Raw genomic sequence first — 25,540 nt, 5'->3', positions numbered from 1 at the left:
AAAAATAAGGGAAAATCAGCGGGGAGCCTGCTGCTGAATGGTGGATTTGAGCCGTTCAATCTCCTGCTGCTGGCTATCGGCTTTGAAGTAATAATACAAACCGGCGACCAGAAATATTTTAGACAACACAAAGACCACCAGAAAAGCCACCCGCCAGAGTTTGTGGACCCGGATAAAGGAATCACTGACTTCCACTTCCAGGTAATCCGGTTTATCGGACTTTGGCGCGGCCTTTTTCTGCCAGTCCTGATCCTTCAGATCATGCTTCTTGATCTCTTTGCGGGTCGTGCGGGCCTGTATCAGCTCCCAGGTGCCCGGCGGTGGAGGAACCGCACTGTCCAGGCAATACTGTTCAACCTGAATTTCAAGCTCGTTTAAAGCCGAGGATACTTCCGGATAGAGTACTTTCATTTGCTGGACTTCCTGCTCTTCCTCCTCCGAAGCCAGTCCCAACAAATAGGTTTCTAAAACCCCACTCTGTATGTAATGATGAATATCCAACTTTCTGCGTAATTACGATCGACGATACAGATGAATGAAATCCCGAACGGCTTTTAAAATCTCCGGTTTTGATAATCCAAACTGGTCCGAAATGGCTTTAAACGAAAAGCCCTGACGGAAGGATAAATCAAAAATGTACTCTGGAGAATAACCACCCGACGACGATATTGGTTCGGCAATGGCGGCATTCCATTCCCTGGTTTTTGCTTTCAGCTCAAGCGCTTTCAAGCGGGCCAGCTTAATAATGGCAATAGCGGGACTGCTGCCCGACGTATTCAAGAAGGACGGCAACTGCGACGACGTAAAAACATCGATCAGTGCCTCCTGCGCCAGGTTCGTCTGGGGTAGTATTTGCAAAATTACCCCGTAGGCCATTGCGCCGAATCGATCGTATAAAGCCCGTTGATCAGTAGGGGTGCGGAGGTGCCATTGGGAAGCATTTCCTGCTGATCGCTCCAATTCATTCATGCCATACAGTATTAGTTCAACAAATCTGAATTAACCACCGGAACCGCCAACTCTATTCTGTCCGTTTTACAATGAACACCGGGGCGATCTCCGTGTCGTTTCCTAATTGAATTGAACAATTTTAATACCAATTTACGAATAAGTTACAAAAAAACGAAAAGTCCGATAAATTACCGGATTCGCTCCGCCAGCGGTCGCCCGTCCTGCATCCGTAAAACCGGCCGGTTTTGGGAGTCTTCAGCGGCTAACCGTGCGTTCCGCTCAATTTTCCGTATCTTTGCACCTGATTTCAAATCCAGCAATACCGTGAGTTACAAAGAATTCAAAAACCTGAACTACGCGCAGGTTACCAGCGATATTTTAGCGTTCTGGAAAGCCAATCGCGTCTTCGAACAATCGGTTGAGACGCGCGAAGGCCAGCCCACGTTTACGTTTTACGAAGGACCGCCGTCGGCCAACGGAAAACCGGGTATTCACCACGTCATGGCGCGGTCGATCAAGGATATTTTCTGCCGGTATAAAACGCTCCAGGGTTTTCAGGTGAAGCGGAAAGGCGGCTGGGATACGCACGGCTTACCCATTGAATTACAGGTCGAAAAAGAACTCGGCATCACCAAAGACCACATCGGCAAACCCGCGTCGGAAGGCGGTATCAGCATCGAAGAATACAACCAGAAATGCCGCGAAGCCGTGATGAAATTCACGGATATGTGGAACGACCTGACCGAAAAAATGGGCTACTGGGTCGATCTCGACAGTCCGTACGTCACCTACCATACCGAATACATCGAATCCATCTGGTACCTGCTCAAGGCCTTGTACACGAAGGGTTTGCTTTATAAAGGATACACCATCCAGCCCTATTCGCCCAAAGCCGGCACGGGCCTGTCGTCGCACGAGCTGAACATGCCCGGCACGTACAAGGACGTGAAGGATACGACGATTGTCGCCATGTTTAAGGTGAAAGGAAGGGAGGAAGGGAATACTGGAGAAACGGGTTTCCCTTCTTCCCCTCTCCTCTCCGAACGTCGGCCCGGCTCCCTTCCTCCTTCTACTTACATCCTGGCCTGGACGACCACGCCCTGGACGCTGCCCGCCAACTCGGCGCTGACGGTGGGGAAAGACATCGACTATGTGCTGGTAAAGACCTTCAATCCGTACACGCACGAACCCGTGCACGTCGTCCTGGCCAAAGCCCTGGTGGGCCGCTGGTTCAACGAGAAGGCCGAACGACCGGACCCTCAGGATGCTGATTTTGCCGGTTATGCGGCTTCGGATAAAAAACTGCTGCCGTGGAGCATCGTGAGCGAATTCAAAGGTGCGGAGCTGGCTGGTATTGAATACGAACAGCTTCTCCCCTACGTGACGCCTGAAACGCCCGCGTTCCGCGTGATCCTCGGCGATTTCGTGACGACCGAAGACGGTACGGGCGTGGTGCACACCTCCCCGACCTTTGGGGCGGATGACTTCCGGGTTGCCCAGCAAAACGGCATCCCGGCCATCATGGTGAAGGATGAAAACGGCAAGGAAGTGCCGATTGTCGATAAACAGGGCCGGTTTGTCAAGGAAATCGGTGAGTTCGGCGGCCGGTACGTGAAAGAACAGTATTACTCGGACGAGGAGCAGGACGCTCCGGAATTCAAGCCAACCGATGTGCTGATTGCCATCAAGCTGAAAGCCGAAGGAAAAGCCTTCCACGTTGAAAAGTACGAACACCCCTATCCGCACTGCTGGCGGACCGATAAACCGGTTTTGTATTACCCCCTCGATAGCTGGTTTATCCGCACGACGGCGGTAAAAGACAAGCTGGTGGAGTTGAACAAAACCATCAACTGGAATCCCGAAAGCACCGGAACCGGACGGTTTGGCAACTGGCTCGAAAACCTGGTCGACTGGAACCTGAGCCGCAGCCGGTTTTGGGGAACGCCCCTGCCCATCTGGCGCAATGAAACCGGCGAAGAAGTTTGCATTGGCTCCGTAGCCGAGCTGAAAACCGGGGTTGAAAAGGCCGTTACGTCGGGCGTATTGTCGGCGGAGCAAAAAGCCAAAAATGAAGCCTATCTGCAAAAACTGGCGTCGGGCAATTACGACCTGCACCGGCCCTATGTGGATGAATTATACCTCGTTTCCGACTCCGGCAAAGTGCTGCAACGCGAACCGGATCTGATCGACGTCTGGTTTGATTCGGGGGCCATGCCCTACGCGCAGTGGCATTATCCGTTCGAGAACAAAGACATTTTTGACAAAGCCTATCCGGCGGATTTTATTTCGGAAGGCGTTGACCAAACGCGCGGCTGGTTTTTCACGCTCCACGCCATTTCGGGTATGCTCGGTACGCTGGACGGAAAAACCGATGCGTCGGTAGCGTTCAAAAATGTGGTTTCGACCGGTTTGGTACTCGACAAAAACGGCAACAAAATGTCGAAGCGACTGGGCAACGCCGTCGATCCGTTTACGACGCTGGAAACCTACGGCGCCGACGCGACGCGCTGGTACATGATCACCAACGCCGAGCCCTGGGACAACCTGAAATTTAACCTCGACGGCATTGCCGAGGTGCAGCGCCGGTTTTTCGGAACGCTCTACAACACCTATTCGTTCTTCGCGCTCTACGCCAACCTTGACCAGGTTGATTTCGATGGCGTACGGACCGTTCCCGTTGACCAACGCCCGGAACTCGACCGCTGGATTCTGTCGAAACTGCAGTCGCTGGTGCAGGAAGTGGATCTGCAGTTCGAAAACTACAACCCCACGAAAGCGGGCCGGGCCATCCAGGATTTCGTCAACGATCAGTTGTCGAACTGGTACGTGCGGTTGTCGCGTCGGCGCTTCTGGACCGGCTCGGCGCAGGGCAGTTCGGCGGAAGACAAACAGGCGGCTTACGAAACGCTGCACGAGTGCCTGACAACGGTTTCAAAACTGATGTCGCCCATCGCGCCGTTCTTCGCCGACTGGCTGTATCGCAACCTGACGAAAGAAAAAGACCTGTCGGTTCACTTGACGTCGTTCCCGAAAGCCGAAACCGCTCTGATCGACAGCGACCTGGAAACGTCCATGCAGTTGGGTCAGGATATTTGTTCGCTGGTTCACTCGCTACGGAAAGGCCATAAAATCAAGGTGCGCCAGCCGCTGACGAAAGTCTTGGTCCCGGTTTTGAACGAAACCACGCGCCGGCAAATCGAGCACGTTTCGCCAATTATCCAGTCGGAGGTGAACGTGAAAGCCGTGGAGTTTATCGACGATGCGTCCGGCATTCTGAAGAAGAAAATCAAACCGAACTTCAAGACGCTCGGGCCAAAATTCGGGCCGATGATGAAAGACGTGGCCACGACGATCAACACCATGAACGAGGACGATATCCGGAAGCTGGAAGCCGCCGGAAGCATGCAACTGGCGATCGGTGAGATTACGCTGGCCGACGTGGAGATTCGGACGGAGGATGTGCCGGGCTGGATTGTGGCGAGTCAGAACGGGTTGACGGTGGCGCTGGACGTGACCATCACGCCCGAACTGCGGCAGGAAGGCATCGCCCGCGATTTCATCAACCGCATCCAGAACCTGCGCAAAGACCAGAATTTTGACGTAACCGACAAGATTCGGATCGAACTGGAAGAAGGGGCCACCGAAGGGCCGAACGGCGTGTTGACCACCGCCATCCAGACGCACAAAGACTATATCTGCCAGGAAGTGCAGGCACTCTCGCTCGATCTGGTGACGGACCTGAATGGCAACGCAACGGAAATCGAACTGGATGAATTCCGGCTGCGGTTGAAAGTCGCCGTCGCGTAACGCGTCCTGTTTAATAACGAAAAACCGGGTATCTGAAAGGCAGAAAGCAGCGTTCAGAAACCCGGTTTTTCGTTTGACGGGGATTACTTCACCAGCAGCTTTCGGGTAAACCGCTTTCCATCGCCATTAATCTGAATAAGGTACGAACCTGTCGCCAATTTGGGCAGGAGAAGCTGCTTTTCAGAACCGCTTAACCGGAACGTTTGCTCCTGAATAACCCGGCCCCGAATGTCATTCAACGAGGTCCGAACGGTTTCGTTTTCGCCAAATCCTACAAACTGCAAGGTCACGGCCGATTGGCTGTTATCAACCGGATTCGGGAAAATCTGCACGTCGGCCGTCAGTGGAAGTTCCGCCGAAACCCCTTCGCGGGCACTGGCCGAACTGGCCAGGTAGATTTTGTCGAGATAACACGCGGGCCGGGCTCCGCCGGTCGCTTCCTGAAAATAAATGTCGGACAGGGTAGCCGGGCTGTTGAACGTTGAAAGCGGAATGGTAACCAGCTTCCATTGGTTCGCGGTCAGGGTGACGGTGTAATACGGTCCGCCCCCGTTCAGAATCACCCGGATCTGCTGGTTGGTGTTGGTGCCGCCGTGGATCCAGAATTTCAGATGGGTCAGCCCCGCCAGACTCACCGGGGTGTTGGCGTGCAGATACAGACCGGCCCAGCCCGCATCGTATTTCACCGACAACGACTTTGTGCCGCTCTGCACCGGCGCTGTTGCCCCGAAATTTCGGGTGGTGCTCCACGACCAATCCGCCCAGTTGCTGTGCAGCGCATCTTCGTAAATCAGGTTCGTGATCGCCGAAGATCCGGTTATGGTCGCCGAAGTGGTGGCGGTTTTGGTGCAGGCATTCAAACCGACAGTTAAGGTATAGGACCCGCTGGCCGCCGGGCTTACATTCGCAATGGCCGCATTTTGGGTATTGGCCGTAAAACCGTTCGGCCCCCGCCAGGTATACGTTGCACCGGTTCCGGCCTGGGCCGCCGTCAGATTCAGCGTTTGTCCGGCGGCCACCGGGCTGTTGCTGCTGGCCACCGCCGTGGGTACGGGATTGACGGTTACGGTTGTCGTTGCGGTTTGCGACGTACTACCGGCGGAGGAAACCGTCAGGGAATACGAACCGGCTGCGGTGATGCCGACACTGGCAAGAACCGGATTTTGCGTAGTAGCCGTAAAATTGTTGGGACCACGCCAGAAATAGGTCGCCCCCGTTCCACCGTTCGACGCGGTTAAAGTCAGCGTTTGTCCGACACAAACCGGGCTGTTGCTCGAAGCCGTAACCGTGGGGGGTGGGGTCGTTCCGCCGTTCTCGGAAAAATAAGCCACCACGAAGGTATAGGCAGCCTGGTAATAAATGGCGGGTTCGGTAACCTCCCACGACGCATCCGGATAAACCGTGTTCCAGTCGCGGTAGGCTTTCATGGGTGGCTCGCCTTTGGGGGGTGTTGCCGTACCGGCATAAAACTGGTTCGGACCACCGGCCACAAAACCCGGCGCCGGACCAAACTGGGAAGTGGCACCGTCGTATTTCGCCGACCCGTCGCGGTACCAACTGTGGTAGATTTCCATCACACTGTTGTCGCCACCCAGATTCGCTCCTTTCGCACCCATGTTGCTCAGATAGACCCACGACAGCGGATTGCGGCCGTGGATGTAGTGCAAATACTCTTCCGCAATGGTTTTGTACAAGGCGGTTTTGGCCGAATTGACGCCCAGCTCAGCCGCCAGAATAGCCAGCTGCGCCCACTTCATCTTGGCCTGATTGGAACCCCACGAATAATGGCCGCTCCACATGAAGCCCAGATAGGGGTCGTTTTTGCTGGTGTAATACGGCTCGATAAACCAGTCCATGACATTCAAAAACCGGCTTTTCAATTCGGCCACCACGGCGGGCGTGGCGTTGGGCGTCTGGCAATAAACGAAATAGGCGCGGTTCAGATCCCAGCACAGCGATGCGTCCAGGTGACCGTTTGAGAAGGGCTGAAAACCGTTCTCGCTGGTTCCGTTGACATCTTTGTAATGGGTTTCAAAATACGTTTTGTACTTGCCGGTTCCGGTGGTGCGAAACAGTTCGGCGGCCGCGTAAATCCGCAGGCGCCGGTCGGCATTGGCATTGGCTCCGGCATCGGCTGCGGCCATCGACGCGCCATCCGTTCCCGAAGCCGGACTCATCGACGCATTCGCTTCCAGGTACGTCCAGGCTCGTTCGGCCGCCGTCCGGAGGGTGTTGGCATAGGTCGGATTGATCGTCTGGTATGTCCGGGCGGCATGGGCCACCAGAGCCGCAAACGTGGCCGTCGCCCAGGTGGTGACGCTGGTGTAATAGCGGGCCTGCGTATCCGTTGCCGGGCTGTCGGTGCCGTTGTCGTAACTCGTAACCGCCACCCGGTTATTGACGCCCCCGTTGCTCTGCTGCATTTTCAGCATCCAGTCCAGCTCCCACTTCAGTTCGTCGAGTACGTCCGGAACGCCATTGCCCGATTCCGGGATGTTCGTGTTGTCGGGAAAAACCGTCGGCCGAAGTTCATAGGCCACCAGCAGATCCCAGAGCGTGCCCGCCAGAAAGGGAATGTACTTGTTATAATCGCCCGCGTCGTACCAGCCGCCGGTCACGTTCCGGGCGGTTCCGGCCTGGGCCGAACTGGTGAAAAGCAGCGCATTCGCATCCTGACCATGAGCCGCCGGATGGTTCCAATTGCCGCCGTGCGTAGCCGGAATGGCCGTGCCACTGCGCTGGTAGTAGAAGGTTTTGACCGACGTTTTTAACAAAGGCGTGTAGACGTCATTTTTGATTTCAAACTCGTAGGACCGCAGATTTTTGGTCGGATCGACGATGTAATAGGTCCCGGGGGTGGTTACGGTCGAGAAATCGCCGTGCCAAACTTTATCACCGGAGTCGCCGTGGGTACTTCCGGCATTCCAGGCCACCACATTGCCGGTGAAAACAAGGCTGTTATCCGACTTTTTCCGGACCTGAAACTGGGCCCCTGGTGTGTAGCTAACGCTGCCGTTCTGTCCGGTAATGGGGTCGGCGAAAATAATAATTTTTTTAGAATTTGTACGCCAACCAAACTGATCCACAATGATTTGCTTGGAAATTGTTTGGCCTTTTACCGGGAAAACAACGCCTGAGCAAGCGAAAATGAAGGTGCAAAAAAATAACCACCGAAACCAGCCGGTTAGTTTCTCTTGACTTGTAAAACCGTATTCCATACAGACAGTGTGTTAAAGGATAGGCCTTTAAGTCTATGCAATAACAATGCCACCGTCTGATAATTAGTGATTTACAAAGGCGTGAAAAAGAAAAAGATGGTGAATGCTTCTCCGCGTTCCGTTCTCCACTTCATCCACCATCTTCTCCGATTAAACACCGTCCTGAAAAGATTGTTTTGAAATATGTTTATCCGGCCACCGGAAGGGGTGCCAGACTAAAATCGACAGCCGCCAGCGCGTGAAGCGTTGTCGTGTCGAACAGGGGAACGGGAGTGTGCTCGGCCTGCACCAGTAACGGGATTTCGGTACAGCCCAGAATAACGCCTTCGGCTCCTTGTGCCGCCAGCTTTTCAATGATCGAGACAAAGCCTTCCCGCGTCCTGTCGTCGAAAATGCCTTTGCTGAATTCGGTGTAAATTTTCTGGTGGATATACCCCTGATCGGTTTCGTCGGGCAAGATTACATGAATCCCAAACCGCTCGCTGAGACGACCGCGAATGAACTGGCGTTCCATCGTGTAACGGGTTCCGAGCAGGCCCACTTTCCGAAAACCGGCTTGTTGAATCGCTGCCGCCGTCACATCGGCAATGTGAATCAGCGGCACCGACAGGCGCTCCGCCACCGGATCGGCCACTTCATGCTGGGTGTTGCAGGCAATGACCACGCAGTCGGCCCCGGCCCGGACGAGGCTCTGTGCCATGTCATCGACGGCGGTTTCGATCGCTGGCCAGTCGCCGGCACGCTGCCACTGATCAAATTCTTCAAAATTTGCACTCGACAACACCAGCTTCGCCGAGTAGTTACCGCCCAGCCGCCGGCCAACTTCCTGGTTGATAATGCGGTAGTAGGCAGCCGAGCTTTCCCAGGTCATGCCGCCGATGATGCCAATGGTTTTCATTTTTCAGTGGAGAAGCGGTCAGTGATTGACCAGTGCAACCCCCCACAACACCACAAACAGCAGCGTCGATAGGGCCAGTTGGCCCAGGCGCGGGTTCAGCTCACCCGGTTTTTGGTGATTGGCAACGGCCCGACCGTTCAGCACGAACAGCGGAAAAGCCAGCAAATACAACCAGCTCAGCCAGTTATAGCCGATCGCCAGCGTGTAAAAAACCGCACACAACATGCCCCCCAGCAGCAGCAGCCAGTGGTAGCGAATGGCGCGCGCCCGGCCCAGCCGCACCGGAATGGAGTGCTTCCCGGTTTTGGCATCGGTTTCAATATCCCGGATGTTGTTGATATTCAGGACGCCCGTTGCCAGAAAACCCACGCTGGTGGCTGGCAGCAACAGAATCGGATCAAACGACTGCGTGTGCAGAAAATAGGTGCCCAGTACCCCGACCCAGCCGAAGAAAAGCAGGACGGCAATGTCGCCAAACCCGCTGTACCCGTACGGACGTTTGCCGTTGGTGTAGGCAATGGCAGCCCCGATGCACAAAAATCCCAGGCCCAGAAAGATCCAGAAGACCTGCGCCGACGCCCCTTGCAGGGATTCGACCAGCAGCCAGACGCCCGAAAGCAGGGCCAGCACTGCCGTCACAATGATCCCGCGCAGCATGGCTTCTTTGGTAATCATCCCCGTTGCCACGGCCCGGCGGGGGCCAACGCGCTCGGCGGTGTCTTTGCCCGAAACCGCATCGCCGTAATCGTTGGCAAAATTGGAAAGGATTTGCAGAAAAATAGTGGTGAGGGACGCCAGAATGCAGATTTTCCAGCTAAACCGGCCGGCTGAAGAAGCCAGAAAACTCCCCAGAATAATGCTGGCCAACGCCAGCGGTAACGTACGCGGCCGGGCGGCCGCAAGCCAACTCTTCATAAAAAATGATGAATGAAAAACGAGAAACGATGAATGACGCAATTATCTTTTCAACAATTCATCACTCATCATTTCTCGTTCATCATGACCTTAAATGCCAACGGATTTCTTAAACTCGTCGTCGGTTGGTAAAACTTTGGAAGCGAAAAAGTTGGTTAACTCGCCTTTTTCGTTGATCACGTATTTGCAGAAATTCCAGGTGGGCACTTTGTCGTTCCAGCCGTTTGCCGACTTGTCCGACAGCCACTTGTACAGCGGAGCCTGGCTATCACCGATCACGTCAACTTTCTCAAACATCGGGAACGACACACCGTAATTCTTTTTGCAGAATTCGGCAATTTCAGCATTCGAGCCGGGGTCCTGGCTTTTGAAGTTGTTGGACGGAAAGCCCAGCACCACCACTTTGTCGCCGTGTTCTTTATAGAACGTTTCCCAATCGGCAAACTGTTTTGTAAAACCGCACTTGGAAGCCGTGTTCAGAATCACCACTTTTTTGCCCCGGTATTGCTTCAGGGGGATGGTTTTTCCTTCGATGGAATTGACGGTAAAATCGTACAGCGATTTGGTGGGAGCAGCCGCCGATGCCGGACGGGTGGCCACTTCCCGTTTGTCACTCAACAGAAAAGTAAAGACGGTTTTGACGGACATAAAGCTGGATAAGGTTATAGCCACAACACCAACAGTTCCTAAAAGAAGCAGCTTTTTCATATAAATCGGGAAAAGGTTACATTTTGGTTGGCACTTCAATTCCTAATAACTCCATTGATTTCCGGATAGTTTCCGCCACGGCTTTCGATAGCGCCACCCGAAATCTCAATTTGTCCGCATCCGGCTCCGACAGGATCGACAGCTCCCCGTAAAACTGGTTGTAGGCCTTGGCTAACTCGAAGGCATACTGGCCCAGGTACGAAGGCGCATAATCCGTGCCCGCTTCCGTGATCCGCTGCACAAACTGCGTGAGCAAATATACCAATTGTTGCTCACTATCAGCCAGTTCGACCGGATTTATTGCAGCGTCCAGATGAACGCCCAATTGGTCTGCTTTCCGCAAAACCGAGCAGATCCGGGCGTGTGTATACTGCACAAAAGGTCCCGTATGACCCTGAAAATCAATGGACTCTTCCGGATTAAAAGTCATCCGTTTTTTCGGATCAACTTTCAGCAAATAGTATTTCAGCGCGCCCATCGCCAGCATGTGGTACAGTTGGCTGGCCTCTTCGCTTTCAAAATCATCAATTTTACCCAGTTCGCGGGTTCGGTTGCGGGCGGTTTCCACCATCTCGCCGATCAGATCGTCGGCATCAACCACGGTGCCCTCGCGCGATTTCATCCTCCCGCTGGGCAAATCGACCATCCCGTACGACAGGTGAAACAAGCCATCGGCGTACGGGCGTCCCAACCGGCGCAGAATAGCAAACAAAACCGCAAAGTGGTAATCCTGCTCGTTGCCCACCACCCAGATGCCGCGACGGATCGGGAAGTCCTCAAACTTCAGGTCAGTGGTGCCCAAATCCTGCGTGATGTACACCGACGTGCCGTCCGAGCGCAGCACCAGCTTCTGATCGAGCCCTTCGTCGGCCAGATCGATCCAGATCGAACCGTCGCTTTTGCGGTAAAAAACGTTCTGCTGCAACCCGTCTTCAATCACGTCTTTGCCCAGCAGATAAGTCTTTGATTCGTAGTAGGTTTTATCGAAACTGACGCCAATCTGGAAATACGTTTCGGCAAAACCGGCGTACACCCAGCTGTTCATCTGTTCCCAGAGCGCCACCGTTTCTGGATCACCCTGCTCCCATTTCCGCAGCATTTCCTGCACTTTGAGCAGCAACGGGGCTTTCTTCTCGGCCTCGTCTTTTGCCATTCCTTCCTCAATCAACTCTTCAATTTGCTGCTTGTAGGCTTTGTCAAACCAGACGTAATACTTTCCGATCAGGTGGTCGCCTTTCATGCCCGTCGATTCGGGCGTTTCGCCGTTGCCAAATTCCTGATACGCCAGCATCGACTTGCAGATGTGAATACCGCGGTCGTTGACCAGACAGGCTTTCACGACCTCGTAGCCGTTGGCCTTCAGAATCCGGCTGACCGAATCGCCCAGAAAATTGTTGCGCAAATGGCCTAGGTGCAGCGGTTTGTTGGTGTTGGGCGACGAAAATTCCACCATCACCGATTCGTTACGGGCCGGCAGCTGGCCCAGCGCCGGATTCGCCAGAATGTCGTTCAACTCCCCGATCCAGACCGCATCGGCAATGCTGAGGTTCAAAAAACCCTGAACGACATTGAATTTGCTGATCAGGTTCGTATTTTCCTGCAGGTAGTTTCCGATGGCCTGCCCAATTTCGACGGGCGGTTTTCGGGTGGTTTTAGTCAGCGGAAAGGTGACGAAGGTATACAGACCTTCAAATTCTTTTTTGGTCGGTTGTAGTAATACGGTTTCAACAGGTGTCTCATACAGCGACTGGATCGCTGCCGAAATGGCCTGTTTGAGTTGTGCCTGAATATCCATTCAATAAAATAACGTGTTGACGGGTTTATCGTCGATTCTTAAAACGTGACTACACTTTGATCCACAATCAATTAGCCTTTAACCAGCCGCGGAAAGAACCGATGGAACCGGCTTAAAAAACAGGGCGGTTCGTACGTGCAAAACTACAGGAAAAAAGCTTCTTCACCGGATTGTCGGGCGGTTTTCCCCGTTTCTTTTCCAGAAAATAAAAAATAAGTGGATTTCACCAGCGTTTTAACCCGGTTTTACGTCTGGATGATGGGGTCAGGTGCGGCCTTTTAATCCTTTCGTATGAAACCGAATCATCTTTTTCTGTTCATCATCGGCGGCTGGCTGCTGGGCGGCTGCGATCCCGGCCAAACCAACGAAGCGGCCCGGCAATCGGCCTGCCTGATCCAAAAAATCGTGCTGAATTACCAGTCCGCTATCGCCACGCAGACCAACGAAACGAACTTTTCGTACGATGCCGATGGCAACCTGACCCGAAAAACGGACGTCCAGAATTTGTCTTACCCGTCCGGAATCGGGAACCAGGTGTATTCCGTTACGGATTCGTATACCTACGACAACAACGGATTTCTGACCACCGAAAAAACCGAAACGTCGGAGCGGAATAGCCTCCCGACCACCCCCCAAACGCTGCAACGCCTGTCCACCACCGCCTACACCTATACCGACGGGCGGTTAACCGGCTCCCAAACCCGGTATCAAAACCCGTATGGCGTCGTCACCAACCGCGCCGTGGTCTTTGCCTACACCGAAAAGGGCGATCTGCTCACCAGGACCGAAACCCAGACGGCCGAAACCGTGCCGGACGATGCGCCCGAAAAACCACTTGGAACCGGGTCGGGAAAGCGGGTCTGGACCTACCAAAACGGAAAACTGGTCGATTATGCCGAGCAGATTGAAGGTACGGAAAACCGCCCGCTGACGTTACAGAATGGATTGGTGACGAAGATGGTGATCAACGGCGGCTATAGCCAGCAAAACACGTACGACAGCCAGAACCGGCTGGTTAAAACCGAAGAATACGTCAACGGCAGGCTGGCGAACTATTTCACGCGGGCGTGGAGCGATGCCAAACCGGCCACCAGCACCCTTCCGGTTTTCAAAGGACACCCGGTGGTGCAGCCGGAATTCGGTTCGGCGGGTGTGTTGACAAACTACGACCCGTATGCCATCCATTTGCCGACGAACGCCGTTCAGCATATCGCGGAAACGATCAGCCGGCCGCAGGTCAACGCCCAGGGCTGGGTGGCGAGTGCGACCGGCGAAATCCGGCAGTTGCAGCCGGGTGCGCTCCCGCAGCGAACCAGCGTCACCGAATCGTACACCTATACCCATTGCCAGTAACCACCCGAATCCGACTGAGCATCTGACACCACACGATTTATCGGACCTGATTGAGGGCTGTCGACGGGGACAGGAAACGGCCCAGAAAGCGTTCTATGAGCGGTTTTATGGCTACGCTTTGTCGGTTTGTCTGGCGTATGCCGACAACCGCGAAGATGCCTGCGAAATGCTCAACGACGGATTTCTGAAAGCCTTCCGGAATCTGAAAGAACTGAACAATTCCGAAGCCGTTCTGCCCTGGCTTCGGCGCATTCTGGTCAATACGGCCATTGATTCCCACCGAAAAAAAGCGAAAAAGGGCCCGGAGATTTCGGCGGAAACCGTGGCCCACGAACTGGCAGAACCGTATCGGAACGACGAAGCCATTCTGGCCCAGCTTTCGGCCGAACACATTCTGGCGGCCCTGCACCGGCTGCCGGTTGCCTACCGACTGGTGTTTAGTTTGTATGTGCTGGAGGGTTACTCGCACCGCGAAATTTCCGAACGACTGAACCTGGCCGAGAGCACCTCCCGCGCGCACCTGAGCGAAGCCAACCGCCTGCTGCGGCTGGCACTCGGCACCCAAACCACCGACTATCATGAGCGATCCAAGCGATAAACTCCTGCACGATTGGGTTCGTCAGACCCTGGATCCGTACCGACCCGCTTACGACCCGGCGGACTGGGTTCGCCTGCAAAAAGCCCTGCGCCGACGGCGGCAATGGCGCATCGGTGGACTGGCGGTTTTTCTGCTTTGCGGTTTGGTGGCGGGGTGGCTCTGGACTACGTCATTGGAAAAAACCGGGTTGGTGTTGCCGCCGGTCCGCCAGCCCCAACGCGCAAAGGTAGTCCCGCCCAAGCCGTTGCAAGACCCGGTTTCCGCCGACCAGCCGAAGGCGGTTTCGTCTACTGCCCAGCGTCAAAAACCGGCCTTCCTGCCAATTGATCAAAACCGCCTGCCCACGGTCGGATCGCCTTCCGATGCGGCTTTTCCGCTTCATCCCATCCCGGTCCGGTCCGTTCAATGGCTTGCCAAACCAGGAAAGGAACCGGCTCCGGTTGCCGTTCCGATTGCACCGCCGGACGAAATCGCCATCCGGCAGCAGATGCTGAGCGGGCGGTTCGGGCCGGATTCCACGTCGCACCAGACGCTCACCCGCAACAGCCGTCGCTGGACCAATGCCGTGCTGGTCTGCGATTTTACTTCCAGCATGTATCCGTACAGCACGCAGCTTTTTGCCTGGATGAAAAAGAACGCCAGAAATCCGGCACTCCGGGGCCTGGTGCTGTTTACCGACTGTGACAGTCTGGGGCGCGAAACGCAAGCGGGCGGACCCGCCGGCCAGATGTTTGTCTCCACCGAGCGTGACCCCGGCCGGGCGCTGCCGGTTCTGCTCGAAGCCGCCCGAAACACCGCCAACAATGCCAACGAAGCCGAGAATGACATTGAAGCGCTGCTGTTCGCGCAGAAAGCCTTCCCGAACGCGCAACACCTGATTCTGGTGGCCGACATGGACAATCCCGTGAAAGACATGGCCTTGCTGGCCCAGGTTCAGAAACCGGTGCATGTGATTCTCTGCGGCCGCGATTGGGACACTACGCAGGCTTTTCACCCCGATTATTACACCATTGCGCGGCAGACCAACGGCTCACTGCACACGCTGGAAGACGACCTTGATCCGGCGAATCTCAACTCATCGACCTGGCTACGGATCGAAAACCGCTATTATCGGTTTCATCGCGGAAAAAACCGGTTTGTCCTGAGCTGTTTCCATCATCGGCCACAGCGGTTTTTGGGGGTGTTCTGGTGGTAAGTTCACCGATTCCGTTTTGCACAATCTCGGGGGATTGTGTACCTTTAATCAGTATTAAAAAAATGCTGATGATCAAACGTCTCACAATCGGACTGTTGAGTTGGGTGCTGGTGGCCTGCCTTCCCGCGTTTGCTCAATTTGAGCCTTCCGTCCGGCTGGAACTGCCTACCAACCAGAACGCGGATGAATCCTTCGATGTGACAACCCTCGGCGAACGGGGCGTGCTGGTCAACGTCCGGCACGGCGATTATTATTCGTCGGCTCCCACCAAATTTTCGTTTAAACGCTACGATACCGACCTTAAACTGCTCTGGTCGGCCGAATACAAAATAGATTCCTACTACGAACCCATCCGCTCCTGCCGTACCGAACATTACCTGTATTGGCTGATGAAAGAAAACTCCAACGAAAAGATTACGGTGCTGCGGCTGAACCTGAACGATGGAGCCATGGAAACCTACAAAGGCGACCTGGTGACGCAGATGGACATTTTCCATTTCAAGGTGCTGGACAACATCGCCTACCTCGGCGGTTATTACCGCTCCCGGCCGGTGGTGGTTTCCTTCTCGTTTTTCGATCTGACGTCCAAGGTGTTACCCGGTTTGTACACCAACCACATCCAGCTCAACAACATCGAGGTGGACGAACAACGGCGGCTGGTGCACGTGATGACCGACGCTACCCACCAGCGCAATTGCGAGTTTACGGTTCGCACCTATTCGTACGAGGGCAAGCTGCTGCGAACGGTTAATCTGGACGGCAACGAACACAGCCTGATTTCGGGCAAGCTGCTGCCCCTGAACGACGAAGAATCGTTGCTGGTCGGGAATTATTCCAACGACTGTACGCCCTATTCGCAGGGCGTTTACATCACCCGGATTCGCAATTCGGCGGCTATTTCCGGCGAGACCCCGGCCGGTAACAACATGGCCATCACGCCCACGGAAGACACCCGCTACATCGACTTTTCGGAACTTCAGAATTTTTTCAACTACATGAAGCCCAAGCGTCAGCAGAAGTTGCTGGAGCGGCTGGCCCGGCGCAAAGACCAGGGGAAAGACACCAAATTCCGGTACCGGCTGCTGGTGCACGATCTGGTGCCGACCGACGAAGGACTGATGCTGCTGGCGGAAGTGTACTATCCGCAATACCGGGGCAGTTCCTATCCGTATATGGGCAGCAACCGCTCGTTCGACCGCTCCCAGGAAGGGTACCGCTACACCCACGCCTTTCTGTGCGGTTTTGATAAAAAAGGCAAATTGCTGTGGGACAATTCGCTTTCCATTCCCGACCTGACCAGTTATGATCTGCACCAGATGGTCCAGGTATCGCGCTACGGCAATGCCACGGTGCTGGCCTATCCGCACGACGGCGAACTGCATTCCGAAGTGATCGAGGGCGGCAAGGTGGTGCGGGAACGGGAAAAGTATTCGCTGAAACAGCTAAAGGAAAACGAAAAAGTGGTGTATTCCGAAAACGATCAGCTGGAAGCCTGGTACGACGGGCATTTTCTGGCCTGCGGTTTTCAGAAAATCTCCACCGAACGCTCCCTGGCTCCCCCGCGCGAAGTCTTTTACATCAACAAGGTCACCTGCAACCTGGCCGAAGCCACCGACAACCCGTCGAGCCGGTCCGAAACACCCGATAAAGCTACCCGAAAAACTTCCGGATCAAAACAACGATGAGGTTCAGCAGCAGGCTGACCACGATGCACGTCACGACTGGAAAGTAAAAACCGCCGTTTTTCCCTTCAACGCGAATGTCGCCCGGCAACCGACCGAGCCAGTTGAGTTTATCGCCAAAGAAATAAACGACGATGCCGGCCAGCAGAACCACCGCGCCAATTCCGATCAGGTATTTTCCAATGCCAGTGTGCATACCCTTCAAACGCAGCGGCCGAAAAAACCGTGCCCGGTAAATTCCTATTTCTTTAACCCGAAACCGGCAAACGGTGCCTTGGCATCGTCGAGCACCAGCACCCAGTCGGTGGTGGGGCCGGCGATGGGCGGTTTGAATTCCTGCGGGCCGGTATTCGGAAACTCACCGATTTTCTGGCTTTTTCCGTCGCGGGGGTTATACCAGTACGCCAGAATTTTAGGCGCTGCGGTGAGTCGCAGCAAGTCGATTTTCAGCGGGCTGCCGTTGGGCGTGTAGGCAAACAGAAAGTTGTCGTCTTCCGAAATGGCAGCCACCTGATGAGCGCCATCGTCGGGATTCGGGCTTTGAATCAGCCGCTCGTCGGGCATCAGGCGCGTCCACGGATGTGATTCGTACAACCGGCGCAGCAGGCCCATCTGAGCCGCCCCGGAATGGTCGAGTGCCCGTTTCCAGTGCGTACGGGCCGAAGAAATCGCCGGATTGCGGTCAACATCAAAAAACTGCCAGATGTTGTGATTCCCGTAGGTATGCCCGCATCCTCCCGACAGCATCGCCCACCAGGCGGCCTGCCGAACGTCGAAATCATCAAAATAGCCTTGTTCCGGTTTGTGCGCAACGGGGTGATCTTCGTACCGGGGCTCGCCATCCAGCGTCGGTTTGGGGGGAAACATGGCGTAATTCTGCCGCTGAATCACGTAATTCTTTTTATTCCTGGCGCTATGCCCTGACTGAAAGAGGTTGATGTTCAACCATTTGTCGCTATGGAAAAAACCGGCAGAGTTACTATCCCCCTGCGGATGATACGTCATCAGTTTCGTGCCGCCATCCCCTTTTTTGATGCCTTCAGCCATCGCCCGGACAATTGCCAGACGCTGCTCCCCTTCCGGGTTTCGATCACCGCCCAAAATCCAGATCACCGGTTTTCCGCGGTACCGTTTTCCCACGAATTCGCCGAAGGTGCGGGCATTGGCCGTGTTGAAAATCTCCGGGCCTTTCCCCCATTTTTTATTGAATTTATCCCCCCAGGTCGGGAGCAATCCAACCACCAACCCCAGTTCCGCGGCCCGGTTGATCACCCAGTCGACGTGTTGAAAGTACGCTTCGTTCGGCTTCGCCGGGTCGCTGTTGACCAGTGGAAGCTGCCCATACGGATTGGGCTGGGTCAGGCCGTCGAGTTCAGCCAGAATCACGGCCTGAATCACCGTAAAGCCTTTGCCCGCCCGGTTTTTGAGGTACAGATCCGCTTCTTCGCGGTTTAGCCGGTGAAACAATTCCCAGGCCGTGTCGCCCAGCCAGAAAAACGGTTTTCCGTCGCCCCGCATGATGTAGCGCTTGTCGGGAATGATGTACAATTTGGAGAGCGCAACGGCTTCTTTAGAGACTGGAGCCGTTTTCTGGGCCTGAGCAAAAGCAGAAAAAAGCAGGCAAATAATCCCAATGATAAAAACCGGATTCAAACGGGAGCGCCGGGTGCTCCGAAACAGATTGGGTCGGGCGGGCGTATCCGGACGTTCGCTGTACGGGAACGCCGGGCGACCCCGTTGAAATTCCGCACGACCCCGTTGCCGATTTGCAATCGGCTCTCCTACCTTGACTACAAGCCTTTTTAGCCCACCGGCCCTTCGATTACTCACGAAATGCATTGTAAAAAATTAAATACCGTACTGACGAACATTTAAATGAAATCTAAGACGGTTTACTTATAATTCAAACAGCATTCCAAAAACTTGCCGTATTTTTGCGGCTTATACTTGTTATGACACCAACTCCGCGCGATATCGTTGCCGAACTCCGGCAGGGAAGACTCATCCGGCTGGCCGACGAAACCGGGGTTTCACTGGCCTGCGATCCCGGCCATCAGGAAGCCGTTCAGCATCTACTGGATGTTCGGAAAGACCTCGTACCGGCTCCGCTCCCCACCATCCTGATTACCGACAGTGGCCAGTTGAACCTTTATGTCCGGCCGGTGCCGGACGTGGCCTGGGATTTGATCGACTTTGCCGAAAATCCCTTGACGGTTTTGTTGAACAACGGCGTTAACCTGCCCGATGCGTTCCGGGCGCAGGTTCCGGTCCGCAAAACGTTGAGCGAATCGGTCCGGAAACTCCTTGGTGCTTTCGGACGTGGCCTGTTGACGTTGCCGTTTGAAGGAGCCGAATGGCCGGTTGGCCTGGCAAAACCGCCGGTTTCGTGGGGCGAACTGCCCGCAAAAATCCAACTGCCCCGGATTATGGAGCTGGGCCCGAAAGGAGAAGTCGCTTTTTTAAGAAAATAATGAACCTGCCCGCCGTCACCGACCGTCCGTGGCAAGATTCATTATTCGTTTGTTCTATGAACTTTGCTGAGACCTTACATACCAATCCCATTTTCGAAGTGATCGCCCGACAGGCGGCTGCGCTGGACGTCCGCGCCTACGTCATCGGTGGTTTTGTCCGGGATTTAATTTTAAAGCGTCCGTCGAAGGACATTGATATTGTGTGCATTGGCAGTGGAATCGACCTGGCCGAAGCCGTTGGCCGGGATTTGAAGGTGCCGGTCATTGTTTTCAAAAATTTCGGAACCGCCATGCTGCGCTCCGGTTCTGCTTCGCAACCGGACGAAGCGTCCGAAACCGCCGATGCGCCGGATCGCTGGGAGGTGGAGTTTGTGGGCGCCCGCAAGGAATCGTACCGTTCGGAATCCCGGAAACCGATTGTGGAAGACGGTACGCTCGAAGACGATCAAAACCGCCGGGACTTTACGATCAATGCGATGGGCATCAGCCTGAACAAAGGCGATTTCGGCCAGGTTCTCGATCCGTTCGGCGGGCTGGACGATCTGCGCCGGAAAAGCATCCGGACCCCACTCGACCCCGCCATCACCTTCTCCGACGATCCGCTTCGCATGATGCGCGCCATCCGGTTTGCGTCGCAGTTGGGCTTTGATATTGAGCCGGATACCTTCAACGCCATTGTCGACATGAAAGACCGGCTGGCGATTGTTTCCCGGGAACGGATTACGGATGAATTGAACAAAATCATTCTTTCTGCCAAACCGTCCTACGGGTTTAAATTGCTCTACCACGCCGGTTTGCTGGACCTGATTTTCCCGGAACTGGTGGCTCTGAAAGGCGTGGAAACGATTGAAGGCAAGGGACATAAGGACAACTTTTACCATACACTGCAAGTGCTCGACAACGTGGCCGAACGCTCCGATGATCTCTGGCTGCGGTGGGCGGCTTTGCTGCACGACATTGCCAAACCGGCCACCAAACGTTTCGATCCGCGGGTCGGCTGGACGTTTCACGGGCACGAAGACCTGGGCGCTAAACAGGTTCCGGGTCTTTTTCGACAGATGAAATTGCCGCTGAACGAAAAAATGCGGTTTGTCAAAAAGCTGGTTCGCCTGCATCTGCGGCCCATTGCGCTGGTGAAAGAGCAGATTACCGATTCGGCGCTCCGGCGGCTGCTGATCGAAGCGGGCGACGACCTGGAAGCGCTGATGAATCTATGCCGGGCCGATATTACCTCGAAAAACTACGACCGGGTCAAGAAACACCTGGCCAATTTCGATAAAGTTGAACGGAAGCTGCGCGAGCTTGACGAACGGGATAAACTCCGTAATTTTCAGCCTGTTATTACGGGCGAACTGATCATGGAAGCCTTTGGATTAAAACCGTCGAAGGAGGTTGGGCAAATTAAAATGGCCGTTCGGGAAGCCATTCTGGAAGGAACCGTGGTCAATACGCTCGAAACCGCCATTCCGTTCATGGTCGAAGAAGGCCGAAAAATGGGTCTGGAACCGGTTAAAGACTTGAGCGTTAGCCGCAAAGACCGTGCAGCTCCACCGGAGAACACCCCCTGAACCGGTCACCAAATCACTACTAATTTCATTCAAACGAAAATGGATAAGAACAATTTCCGGCGCTTTTTTGGCGCAACCCTGACCATTCTGGGCATCATCGTCATCCTGTTTGCCTGCGTGGGCTTTCTGTCCGACGCCAAACCGGTTTTGGGCATGAGCATCACCAAATGGGAATCACTCGCTCCCTTCATTGTCGGGCTGGTCTTCCTGGGATCGGGCGTTAGTCTGATCAATAATTCGTAGCCGCGTCAGAAGCTCTTTTCAGTCAGTGCCTTTAACTCTACGAGGACACGCCACCCCGGACTGGGGCGTTTCATCTACAGCAACCAACTAATATACTGCTAATTTTCAATTAGTTACGATCTGGTACAGGATTTGGCTAATGGCGAGTACAACTTAGTATCAACCCATTAATCACTTACTAGTATGGCATCGTTCACGGATCAGTTAGCGAATTTTTTTGGCACGAAGGACACGGACACATCACTGCGTGAATTGTTTATCAGCGAATTGAAAGGCATGTATTATGCCGAAAAACAAATCGCCGAAGCCCTACCCGACATGGCCGCTGCGGCCACTACCGACGTGGTACGGGATGGTTTTACCCAGCACCTAGCCGAAACACAAAATCAGATTCGTCGGATTGAGCAGATCTTCCAACACCTCGATGTGGAAGCCGACGAAAAAACCTGTAACGCCGTCGATGGGCTGATCGACGATGGCGAAGTTGTCATTGGCGCGACGGATGCGGGTTCACTGACCCGCGACGCGGGCTTGATTATTGCCGGCCAAAAGGTTGAACACCACGAGATTGCGGCATACGGCTCCCTGCATTCACTGGCGAGACTGCTGGGCTACCATGAGGCCGCCCAGTTGATTGACGAAAGCTTGCAGGAAGAAAAAAACACCGACAAAAAATTGACCGAAATTGCGGAATCGTTTATCAATGAGCGGGCCAAAATGGAATCCGACAGCGACGATGATACCGATCGCGACGGTATCCGGACTCAGGTGCGGGACACTGTCAATGATGGCAATTATGGCCAGACCGGCAGCAGCTACTCGGGTGTAACCGGCACCGGCACGGAAGAAAATGTCGGCGCTGATACCTGGCGGAATAATGAAGCCAACCGTGCGAACCGCGATTGGGATACGGACACGGATCGTCCGGCGTCCAGCAGCAATCCCTACCGGGGCACGTCTGACCCAACGGCGGGCGGACCCAGCGGTATCTAACCGCAACCCATCTTAAGAAAACCGGGGCAGCTCGAATCATTCGGGGTGCCCCGGTTTTTTGCTTTTATTTCAACAGACTGACACCAATCTGACACGAGAGGCATTGTTTTTTCTGGCAAAAGTTGTTGTATAACTCAATGGATGCCTGCGAGTCAAAAGCCGTTCGGATGGGAACCTTCAACTGCTGCCAGATTCGGCTGATGCGGTTATTTTCGGCGGGTAGTTGTTCCAGCAGCGAAACCGCCCGGTCACGGTATTCCGGCTGATCTTTGTGCTGCGAATACGCAACGAGCAAAGGCGCAATCGCGTTGATGATCAGGTTCTCGGCGGCAATCTGGCCCAGCGTAGCCAGCCCCTTCTCCGAGGTTTTACCAAACCGGTAGTGATTTTGCCAGTAATCGGAAGGCGTCACCTGTAGATACCGGAGCAGGCTTGCGCTCTCATCGGTTTCCATCCAGACCGAAAACAGACTGCCTTTAAAAGTCAACAAGGTGGCAAACTGCGCCAGTCGGAGCGTCGGAAAGCCTGCCGGGCGAAGTTTGGCCCATTTCCAGGAATAGGCCGGCATTTGTTTGGATGCAAGCTGGTATTTCAGCGACAAAAACCGGTATTCCCGCTGCAAAGTGGTTTCGTAGTCATCCGGTTTTTCACTGTCCAGCAAACCCGCCATTCCGAACAGCAGGGCTTCCAGTTGCAGGCGATTGTCGCGGTGTTTTAGCAGAATTTTCAGCGGAATCTGGCGGCTTAGCTGGCCAAACGGATCGGCATTGACCTGAAACCCAAAAGCCGCGGCCAGTAACTGATAGCTGGTTTCTTCCCAATCCTGTCCGGTTGCATGAAACAGGGCCATCACGCCAGCGGCTTTTCGTTCCAGGCGCTGGAGTAAGGTTTTATCAAACATGGCCATTCGGCGCACGGGTTCTACTGCCGCAATTCGACCGGCACACGGAATGGCGCCCGACTCAGCCAGCAACGTCTGATACCGCTGCAACAAGGTTCGATCAACCCGCTCGCCCAGACACAAAGTGGGAATGACTGAGCCATCCGAGCGTTTTAATTCGATGGGTTCTTTCTCCCAGACAATGTGCAGAATTACGTTGTCGTACGCCCGGTCGTACTGATGGCGGTGAATCAGCCAATCGGCGGCCCGAACGTGGGCTTCCACGGTTCCGACCCATTCAACATTTCCGACGATCAGCCGGGCCTGGGTAAAATCCGGACCCGCGTTTGGATTTCGGAATCCCGGATGAACAATCCGAAGTTCCTCGCCTTCGACCGTCCGCAGGTCGGTATGCCGGTAATACTGAAACTGCCAGATAAAATAAAGAAAATCCTCAGTCAAAGGAGTTGCAAATTAGGGGTGATGAGTCAAGACGGAGCCGCCCGCGCGGATATGAGTTTGAAGTGAAACCGGCTAGAAAGTCACACTTTACCCCAAAATTCTTCGCTGCCCTCTCCTCAACCCAGCACTTTTACTCCTTAGCTCGTCGCTCTTGACGCCAGAAAGGTTGCCATTTCCTGCTGCAACGCCCGGGCTTCCTCGGCCGCTTTTTGGGCGAAATCGGCGCCGTCGGATGCGTAGAGAATGCTGCGCGATGCGTTGACCAGTAAACCGCACTGGCTGTTCAGTCCAGCCCGCGAAACGTCGGCCAGACTCCCTCCCTGCGCGCCCACACCCGGAACAAGCAGAAAATGATCGGGAATCAGGGTTCGGATGTGCGCAATTTCCTGCGCCTGCGTGGCCCCTACTACGTACATCATCCGATCCGCTCCGGCCCAGGTTTGCGAGGTCCGGATCACGGTTTCGTAGAGTTTTTCGGCCTGAACGGGCAGCTGCTGGAAGTCGGCACTGCCGGCATTGGAGGTTAAGGCCAGCAAAATCACCCACTTATCCGCGAATTCGAGAAAGGGTTCGACCGAATCCCGGCCCATGTAAGGAGCCACCGTCACGGCATCGAAATCCAGCCCCGACGAAGCCGGATCAAAAAATGTTCGGGCGTATAAACCGGACGTGTTACCGATGTCGCCCCGTTTGGCGTCGGCAATGGTAAAACAGTCCCTAGGAATATATTCCAGTGTTTTTTGCAGACTCTCCCAGCCCCGTGGCCCCTGCGCTTCGTAGAAAGCAATGTTGGGTTTGTAGGCAACCGCAAATTCTGCCGTAGCGTCAATGATTTGTCGGTTAAATACCGCAACCGGGTCCGACTCGCGCCGGAGGTATGCCGGTATTCGGCGAATATCGGTATCCAGACCAACGCATAAATAGGATTTTTTTGCTAAAATAGTGCGATACAACTCGTTAGCTGTCATGGCTTACCTACGGGGAATTGAGGGGCTGTAAAAAAGGTGCGCCCCAAAATTACTGGAAGTAGATAGAGTTTCCTAAATTTGTTGCCAGATGCCGGACAAACCGGTTTTAAATGCTCAATTCGTTTTTCATGCAGGTCATCAAGACGTCGATCGAAGGGCTGATCGAACTACGCCCTCAGACATTTAAAGATTCCCGTGGCAGTTTTCTGGAAACTTACAATCAACAGTCTTTCAGCACGTTGGGATTACCTACCCATTTTGTGCAGGATAATCAGTCCTTTTCGGTAAAAGGCGTATTGCGCGGATTGCACTTCCAGAAAGAACCGTTTGCCCAGGGAAAATTGGTGCGGGTGATTACCGGAAAAGTGATGGACATTGCCGTTGACCTGCGGGAGGGATCTCCCACGTTCGGTAAATACGAAGCCTTTATCCTGGATTCGGAAAGTAGCAATATGGCCTACATTCCGGAGGGATTTGCCCACGGTTTTGTCGCCCTGGAAGACAGTATTTTCAGTTACAAATGCACGAATCTTTACAATAAGTCCTGCGAATCAGGGATCATCTGGAACGACCCGGATCTGAACATCGACTGGGGTATTTCAGACCCGATTGTGTCTGACAAAGATCAGCAGCTTGCCGGTTTTCGCGATTTGTACCCCCAGTCGGTCGTGTAAACCTGCGGCCGTGACAGTCCGTTAAACCCGGCTTTTCCGGCATCCCTCCGTTTACTACATTACGATCAGGACGGGCCATTCTGGCACGATTCATGTCATCCAATCCATGACACGTGAGTAAGCCATGCCAAATTTGAGCCCGGCACTCAGCCATCGTAACT

21 protein-coding genes are annotated in these 25,540 nt (G+C 54.3%); 10 read left to right on the top strand and 11 right to left on the bottom strand.

Annotation, left to right across the window (positions count from 1 at the left end; genetic code table 11):
- Positions 1–15 precede the first annotated feature (15 nt).
- Together ACYVHX_RS26800 and ACYVHX_RS26795 are read right to left on the bottom strand one after the other, a co-directional pair.
- Complete coding sequence (locus ACYVHX_RS26800; protein ID WP_460674786.1) at positions 16–501, bottom strand: hypothetical protein; 486 nt, start codon at positions 499–501, stop codon at positions 16–18.
- 12 nt (positions 502–513) lie between these two features.
- On the bottom strand, positions 514–969 hold the full coding sequence (locus ACYVHX_RS26795) for a hypothetical protein (RefSeq protein ID WP_460674785.1): 456 nt from the start codon (positions 967–969) through the stop codon (positions 514–516).
- A 306-nt stretch (positions 970–1,275) separates the two neighbouring features.
- On the opposite strand from ACYVHX_RS26795, the gene ileS reads away from it, so the two are divergent.
- On the top strand, positions 1,276–4,758 hold the full coding sequence (ileS, locus tag ACYVHX_RS26790) for an isoleucine--tRNA ligase (protein ID WP_460674784.1): 3,483 nt from the start codon (positions 1,276–1,278) through the stop codon (positions 4,756–4,758).
- A gap of 83 nt (positions 4,759–4,841) precedes the next feature.
- Here ileS and ACYVHX_RS26785 read toward each other — a convergent pair whose 3' ends face one another.
- From ACYVHX_RS26785 to argS, 5 genes are all read right to left on the bottom strand, one after another.
- Positions 4,842–7,844, bottom strand: a complete 3,003-nt coding sequence (locus ACYVHX_RS26785) for a glycoside hydrolase family 9 protein (RefSeq protein ID WP_460674783.1) — start codon at positions 7,842–7,844, stop codon at positions 4,842–4,844.
- 319 nt (positions 7,845–8,163) lie between these two features.
- Positions 8,164–8,874: an aspartate/glutamate racemase family protein gene (locus ACYVHX_RS26780; RefSeq protein WP_460674782.1), complete on the bottom strand. Its 711-nt coding sequence runs from the start codon at positions 8,872–8,874 to the stop codon at positions 8,164–8,166.
- 18 nt (positions 8,875–8,892) lie between these two features.
- On the bottom strand, positions 8,893–9,789 hold the full coding sequence (locus tag ACYVHX_RS26775; protein WP_460674781.1) for a 1,4-dihydroxy-2-naphthoate polyprenyltransferase: 897 nt from the start codon (positions 9,787–9,789) through the stop codon (positions 8,893–8,895).
- 90 nt (positions 9,790–9,879) lie between these two features.
- Entirely contained in the window at positions 9,880–10,497 is a 618-nt protein-coding gene (locus tag ACYVHX_RS26770; RefSeq protein ID WP_460674780.1) for a glutathione peroxidase, read from the bottom strand.
- A 16-nt stretch (positions 10,498–10,513) separates the two neighbouring features.
- The gene (gene argS / locus ACYVHX_RS26765) at positions 10,514–12,292 is read right to left on the bottom strand and encodes an arginine--tRNA ligase (protein ID WP_460674779.1); all 1,779 of its coding nucleotides are present in this window, start codon (positions 12,290–12,292) and stop codon (positions 10,514–10,516) included.
- 291 nt (positions 12,293–12,583) lie between these two features.
- On the opposite strand from argS, the gene ACYVHX_RS26760 reads away from it, so the two are divergent.
- From ACYVHX_RS26760 to ACYVHX_RS26745, 4 genes are all read left to right on the top strand, one after another.
- Entirely contained in the window at positions 12,584–13,645 is a 1,062-nt protein-coding gene (locus ACYVHX_RS26760) for a hypothetical protein (RefSeq protein WP_460674778.1), read from the top strand.
- Entirely contained in the window at positions 13,587–14,243 is a 657-nt protein-coding gene (locus tag ACYVHX_RS26755) for an RNA polymerase sigma factor (RefSeq protein ID WP_460674777.1), read from the top strand. Before ACYVHX_RS26760 ends, ACYVHX_RS26755 begins: the two co-directional genes overlap by 59 nt.
- Complete coding sequence (locus ACYVHX_RS26750; protein ID WP_460674776.1) at positions 14,224–15,438, top strand: hypothetical protein; 1,215 nt, start codon at positions 14,224–14,226, stop codon at positions 15,436–15,438. The genes ACYVHX_RS26755 and ACYVHX_RS26750 overlap by 20 nt, the downstream gene beginning before the upstream one ends.
- 68 nt (positions 15,439–15,506) lie before the next feature.
- Positions 15,507–17,123 (top strand): hypothetical protein, encoded by a 1,617-nt coding sequence (locus ACYVHX_RS26745; protein WP_460674775.1) that lies wholly within the window; start codon positions 15,507–15,509, stop codon positions 17,121–17,123.
- On the opposite strand, the gene ACYVHX_RS26740 is transcribed toward ACYVHX_RS26745, so the two are convergent.
- Together ACYVHX_RS26740 and ACYVHX_RS26735 are read right to left on the bottom strand one after the other, a co-directional pair.
- Entirely contained in the window at positions 17,089–17,316 is a 228-nt protein-coding gene (locus tag ACYVHX_RS26740) for a DUF2905 domain-containing protein (protein WP_460674774.1), read from the bottom strand. The genes ACYVHX_RS26745 and ACYVHX_RS26740 overlap by 35 nt on opposite strands.
- Before the next feature lie 44 nt (positions 17,317–17,360).
- The gene (locus ACYVHX_RS26735; RefSeq protein WP_460674773.1) at positions 17,361–18,950 is read right to left on the bottom strand and encodes a glycoside hydrolase family 140 protein; all 1,590 of its coding nucleotides are present in this window, start codon (positions 18,948–18,950) and stop codon (positions 17,361–17,363) included.
- Between the two features lie 122 nt (positions 18,951–19,072).
- Here ACYVHX_RS26735 and ACYVHX_RS26730 point away from each other — a divergent pair, with 122 nt between their 5' ends.
- The 4 genes from ACYVHX_RS26730 (at position 19,073) to ACYVHX_RS26715 (ending at position 22,395) form a co-directional block, all read left to right on the top strand.
- Positions 19,073–19,591 carry an L-threonylcarbamoyladenylate synthase gene (locus tag ACYVHX_RS26730; protein WP_460674772.1) on the top strand — a complete coding sequence of 173 codons (519 nt, stop codon included), beginning with the start codon at positions 19,073–19,075 and terminating at the stop codon, positions 19,589–19,591.
- A gap of 56 nt (positions 19,592–19,647) precedes the next feature.
- Positions 19,648–21,159 carry a CCA tRNA nucleotidyltransferase gene (locus tag ACYVHX_RS26725; protein ID WP_460674771.1) on the top strand — a complete coding sequence of 504 codons (1,512 nt, stop codon included), beginning with the start codon at positions 19,648–19,650 and terminating at the stop codon, positions 21,157–21,159.
- A gap of 39 nt (positions 21,160–21,198) precedes the next feature.
- Complete coding sequence (locus tag ACYVHX_RS26720; protein WP_460674770.1) at positions 21,199–21,402, top strand: hypothetical protein; 204 nt, start codon at positions 21,199–21,201, stop codon at positions 21,400–21,402.
- Positions 21,403–21,585: 183 nt separating this feature from the next.
- The gene (locus ACYVHX_RS26715; RefSeq protein ID WP_460674769.1) at positions 21,586–22,395 is read left to right on the top strand and encodes a YciE/YciF ferroxidase family protein; all 810 of its coding nucleotides are present in this window, start codon (positions 21,586–21,588) and stop codon (positions 22,393–22,395) included.
- Positions 22,396–22,459: 64 nt separating this feature from the next.
- Here ACYVHX_RS26715 and ACYVHX_RS26710 read toward each other — a convergent pair whose 3' ends face one another.
- Together ACYVHX_RS26710 and pyrF are read right to left on the bottom strand one after the other, a co-directional pair.
- Positions 22,460–23,737 (bottom strand): DUF2851 family protein, encoded by a 1,278-nt coding sequence (locus ACYVHX_RS26710; RefSeq protein WP_460674768.1) that lies wholly within the window; start codon positions 23,735–23,737, stop codon positions 22,460–22,462.
- A gap of 137 nt (positions 23,738–23,874) precedes the next feature.
- Positions 23,875–24,705, bottom strand: coding sequence for an orotidine-5'-phosphate decarboxylase (gene pyrF / locus ACYVHX_RS26705; protein WP_460674767.1), 831 nt, complete (start codon positions 24,703–24,705; stop codon positions 23,875–23,877).
- 128 nt (positions 24,706–24,833) lie between these two features.
- Here pyrF and rfbC point away from each other — a divergent pair, with 128 nt between their 5' ends.
- The gene (gene rfbC, locus ACYVHX_RS26700) at positions 24,834–25,379 is read left to right on the top strand and encodes a dTDP-4-dehydrorhamnose 3,5-epimerase (RefSeq protein ID WP_460675069.1); all 546 of its coding nucleotides are present in this window, start codon (positions 24,834–24,836) and stop codon (positions 25,377–25,379) included.
- The last annotated feature ends 161 nt before the right edge of the window (positions 25,380–25,540 follow it).

The sequence above is a fragment of the Larkinella ripae genome (assembly GCF_054780775.1).
The sequence above is the reverse complement of the archived record's forward strand: the minus strand, read 5'-3'. Positions and strand labels throughout refer to the sequence as shown.

What these genes read in the sequence shown, in the direction of transcription:
- ACYVHX_RS26795 (WP_460674785.1), bottom strand. Translation starts at nt 969, where the DNA reads ATGAATGAATTGGAGCGATCAGCAGGAAATGCTTCCCAATGGCACCTC.
- ACYVHX_RS26780 (WP_460674782.1), bottom strand. Translation starts at nt 8,874, where the DNA reads ATGAAAACCATTGGCATCATCGGCGGCATGACCTGGGAAAGCTCGGCT.
- ACYVHX_RS26775 (WP_460674781.1), bottom strand. Translation starts at nt 9,789, where the DNA reads ATGAAGAGTTGGCTTGCGGCCGCCCGGCCGCGTACGTTACCGCTGGCG.
- ACYVHX_RS26770 (WP_460674780.1), bottom strand. Translation starts at nt 10,497, where the DNA reads ATGAAAAAGCTGCTTCTTTTAGGAACTGTTGGTGTTGTGGCTATAACC.
- argS (WP_460674779.1), bottom strand. Translation starts at nt 12,292, where the DNA reads ATGGATATTCAGGCACAACTCAAACAGGCCATTTCGGCAGCGATCCAG.
- ACYVHX_RS26760 (WP_460674778.1), top strand. Translation starts at nt 12,584, where the DNA reads ATGAAACCGAATCATCTTTTTCTGTTCATCATCGGCGGCTGGCTGCTG.
- ACYVHX_RS26750 (WP_460674776.1), top strand. Translation starts at nt 14,224, where the DNA reads ATGAGCGATCCAAGCGATAAACTCCTGCACGATTGGGTTCGTCAGACC.
- ACYVHX_RS26745 (WP_460674775.1), top strand. Translation starts at nt 15,507, where the DNA reads ATGATCAAACGTCTCACAATCGGACTGTTGAGTTGGGTGCTGGTGGCC.
- ACYVHX_RS26740 (WP_460674774.1), bottom strand. Translation starts at nt 17,316, where the DNA reads ATGCACACTGGCATTGGAAAATACCTGATCGGAATTGGCGCGGTGGTT.
- ACYVHX_RS26730 (WP_460674772.1), top strand. Translation starts at nt 19,073, where the DNA reads ATGACACCAACTCCGCGCGATATCGTTGCCGAACTCCGGCAGGGAAGA.
- ACYVHX_RS26725 (WP_460674771.1), top strand. Translation starts at nt 19,648, where the DNA reads ATGAACTTTGCTGAGACCTTACATACCAATCCCATTTTCGAAGTGATC.
- ACYVHX_RS26720 (WP_460674770.1), top strand. Translation starts at nt 21,199, where the DNA reads ATGGATAAGAACAATTTCCGGCGCTTTTTTGGCGCAACCCTGACCATT.
- ACYVHX_RS26715 (WP_460674769.1), top strand. Translation starts at nt 21,586, where the DNA reads ATGGCATCGTTCACGGATCAGTTAGCGAATTTTTTTGGCACGAAGGAC.
- pyrF (WP_460674767.1), bottom strand. Translation starts at nt 24,705, where the DNA reads ATGACAGCTAACGAGTTGTATCGCACTATTTTAGCAAAAAAATCCTAT.
- rfbC (WP_460675069.1), top strand. Translation starts at nt 24,834, where the DNA reads ATGCAGGTCATCAAGACGTCGATCGAAGGGCTGATCGAACTACGCCCT.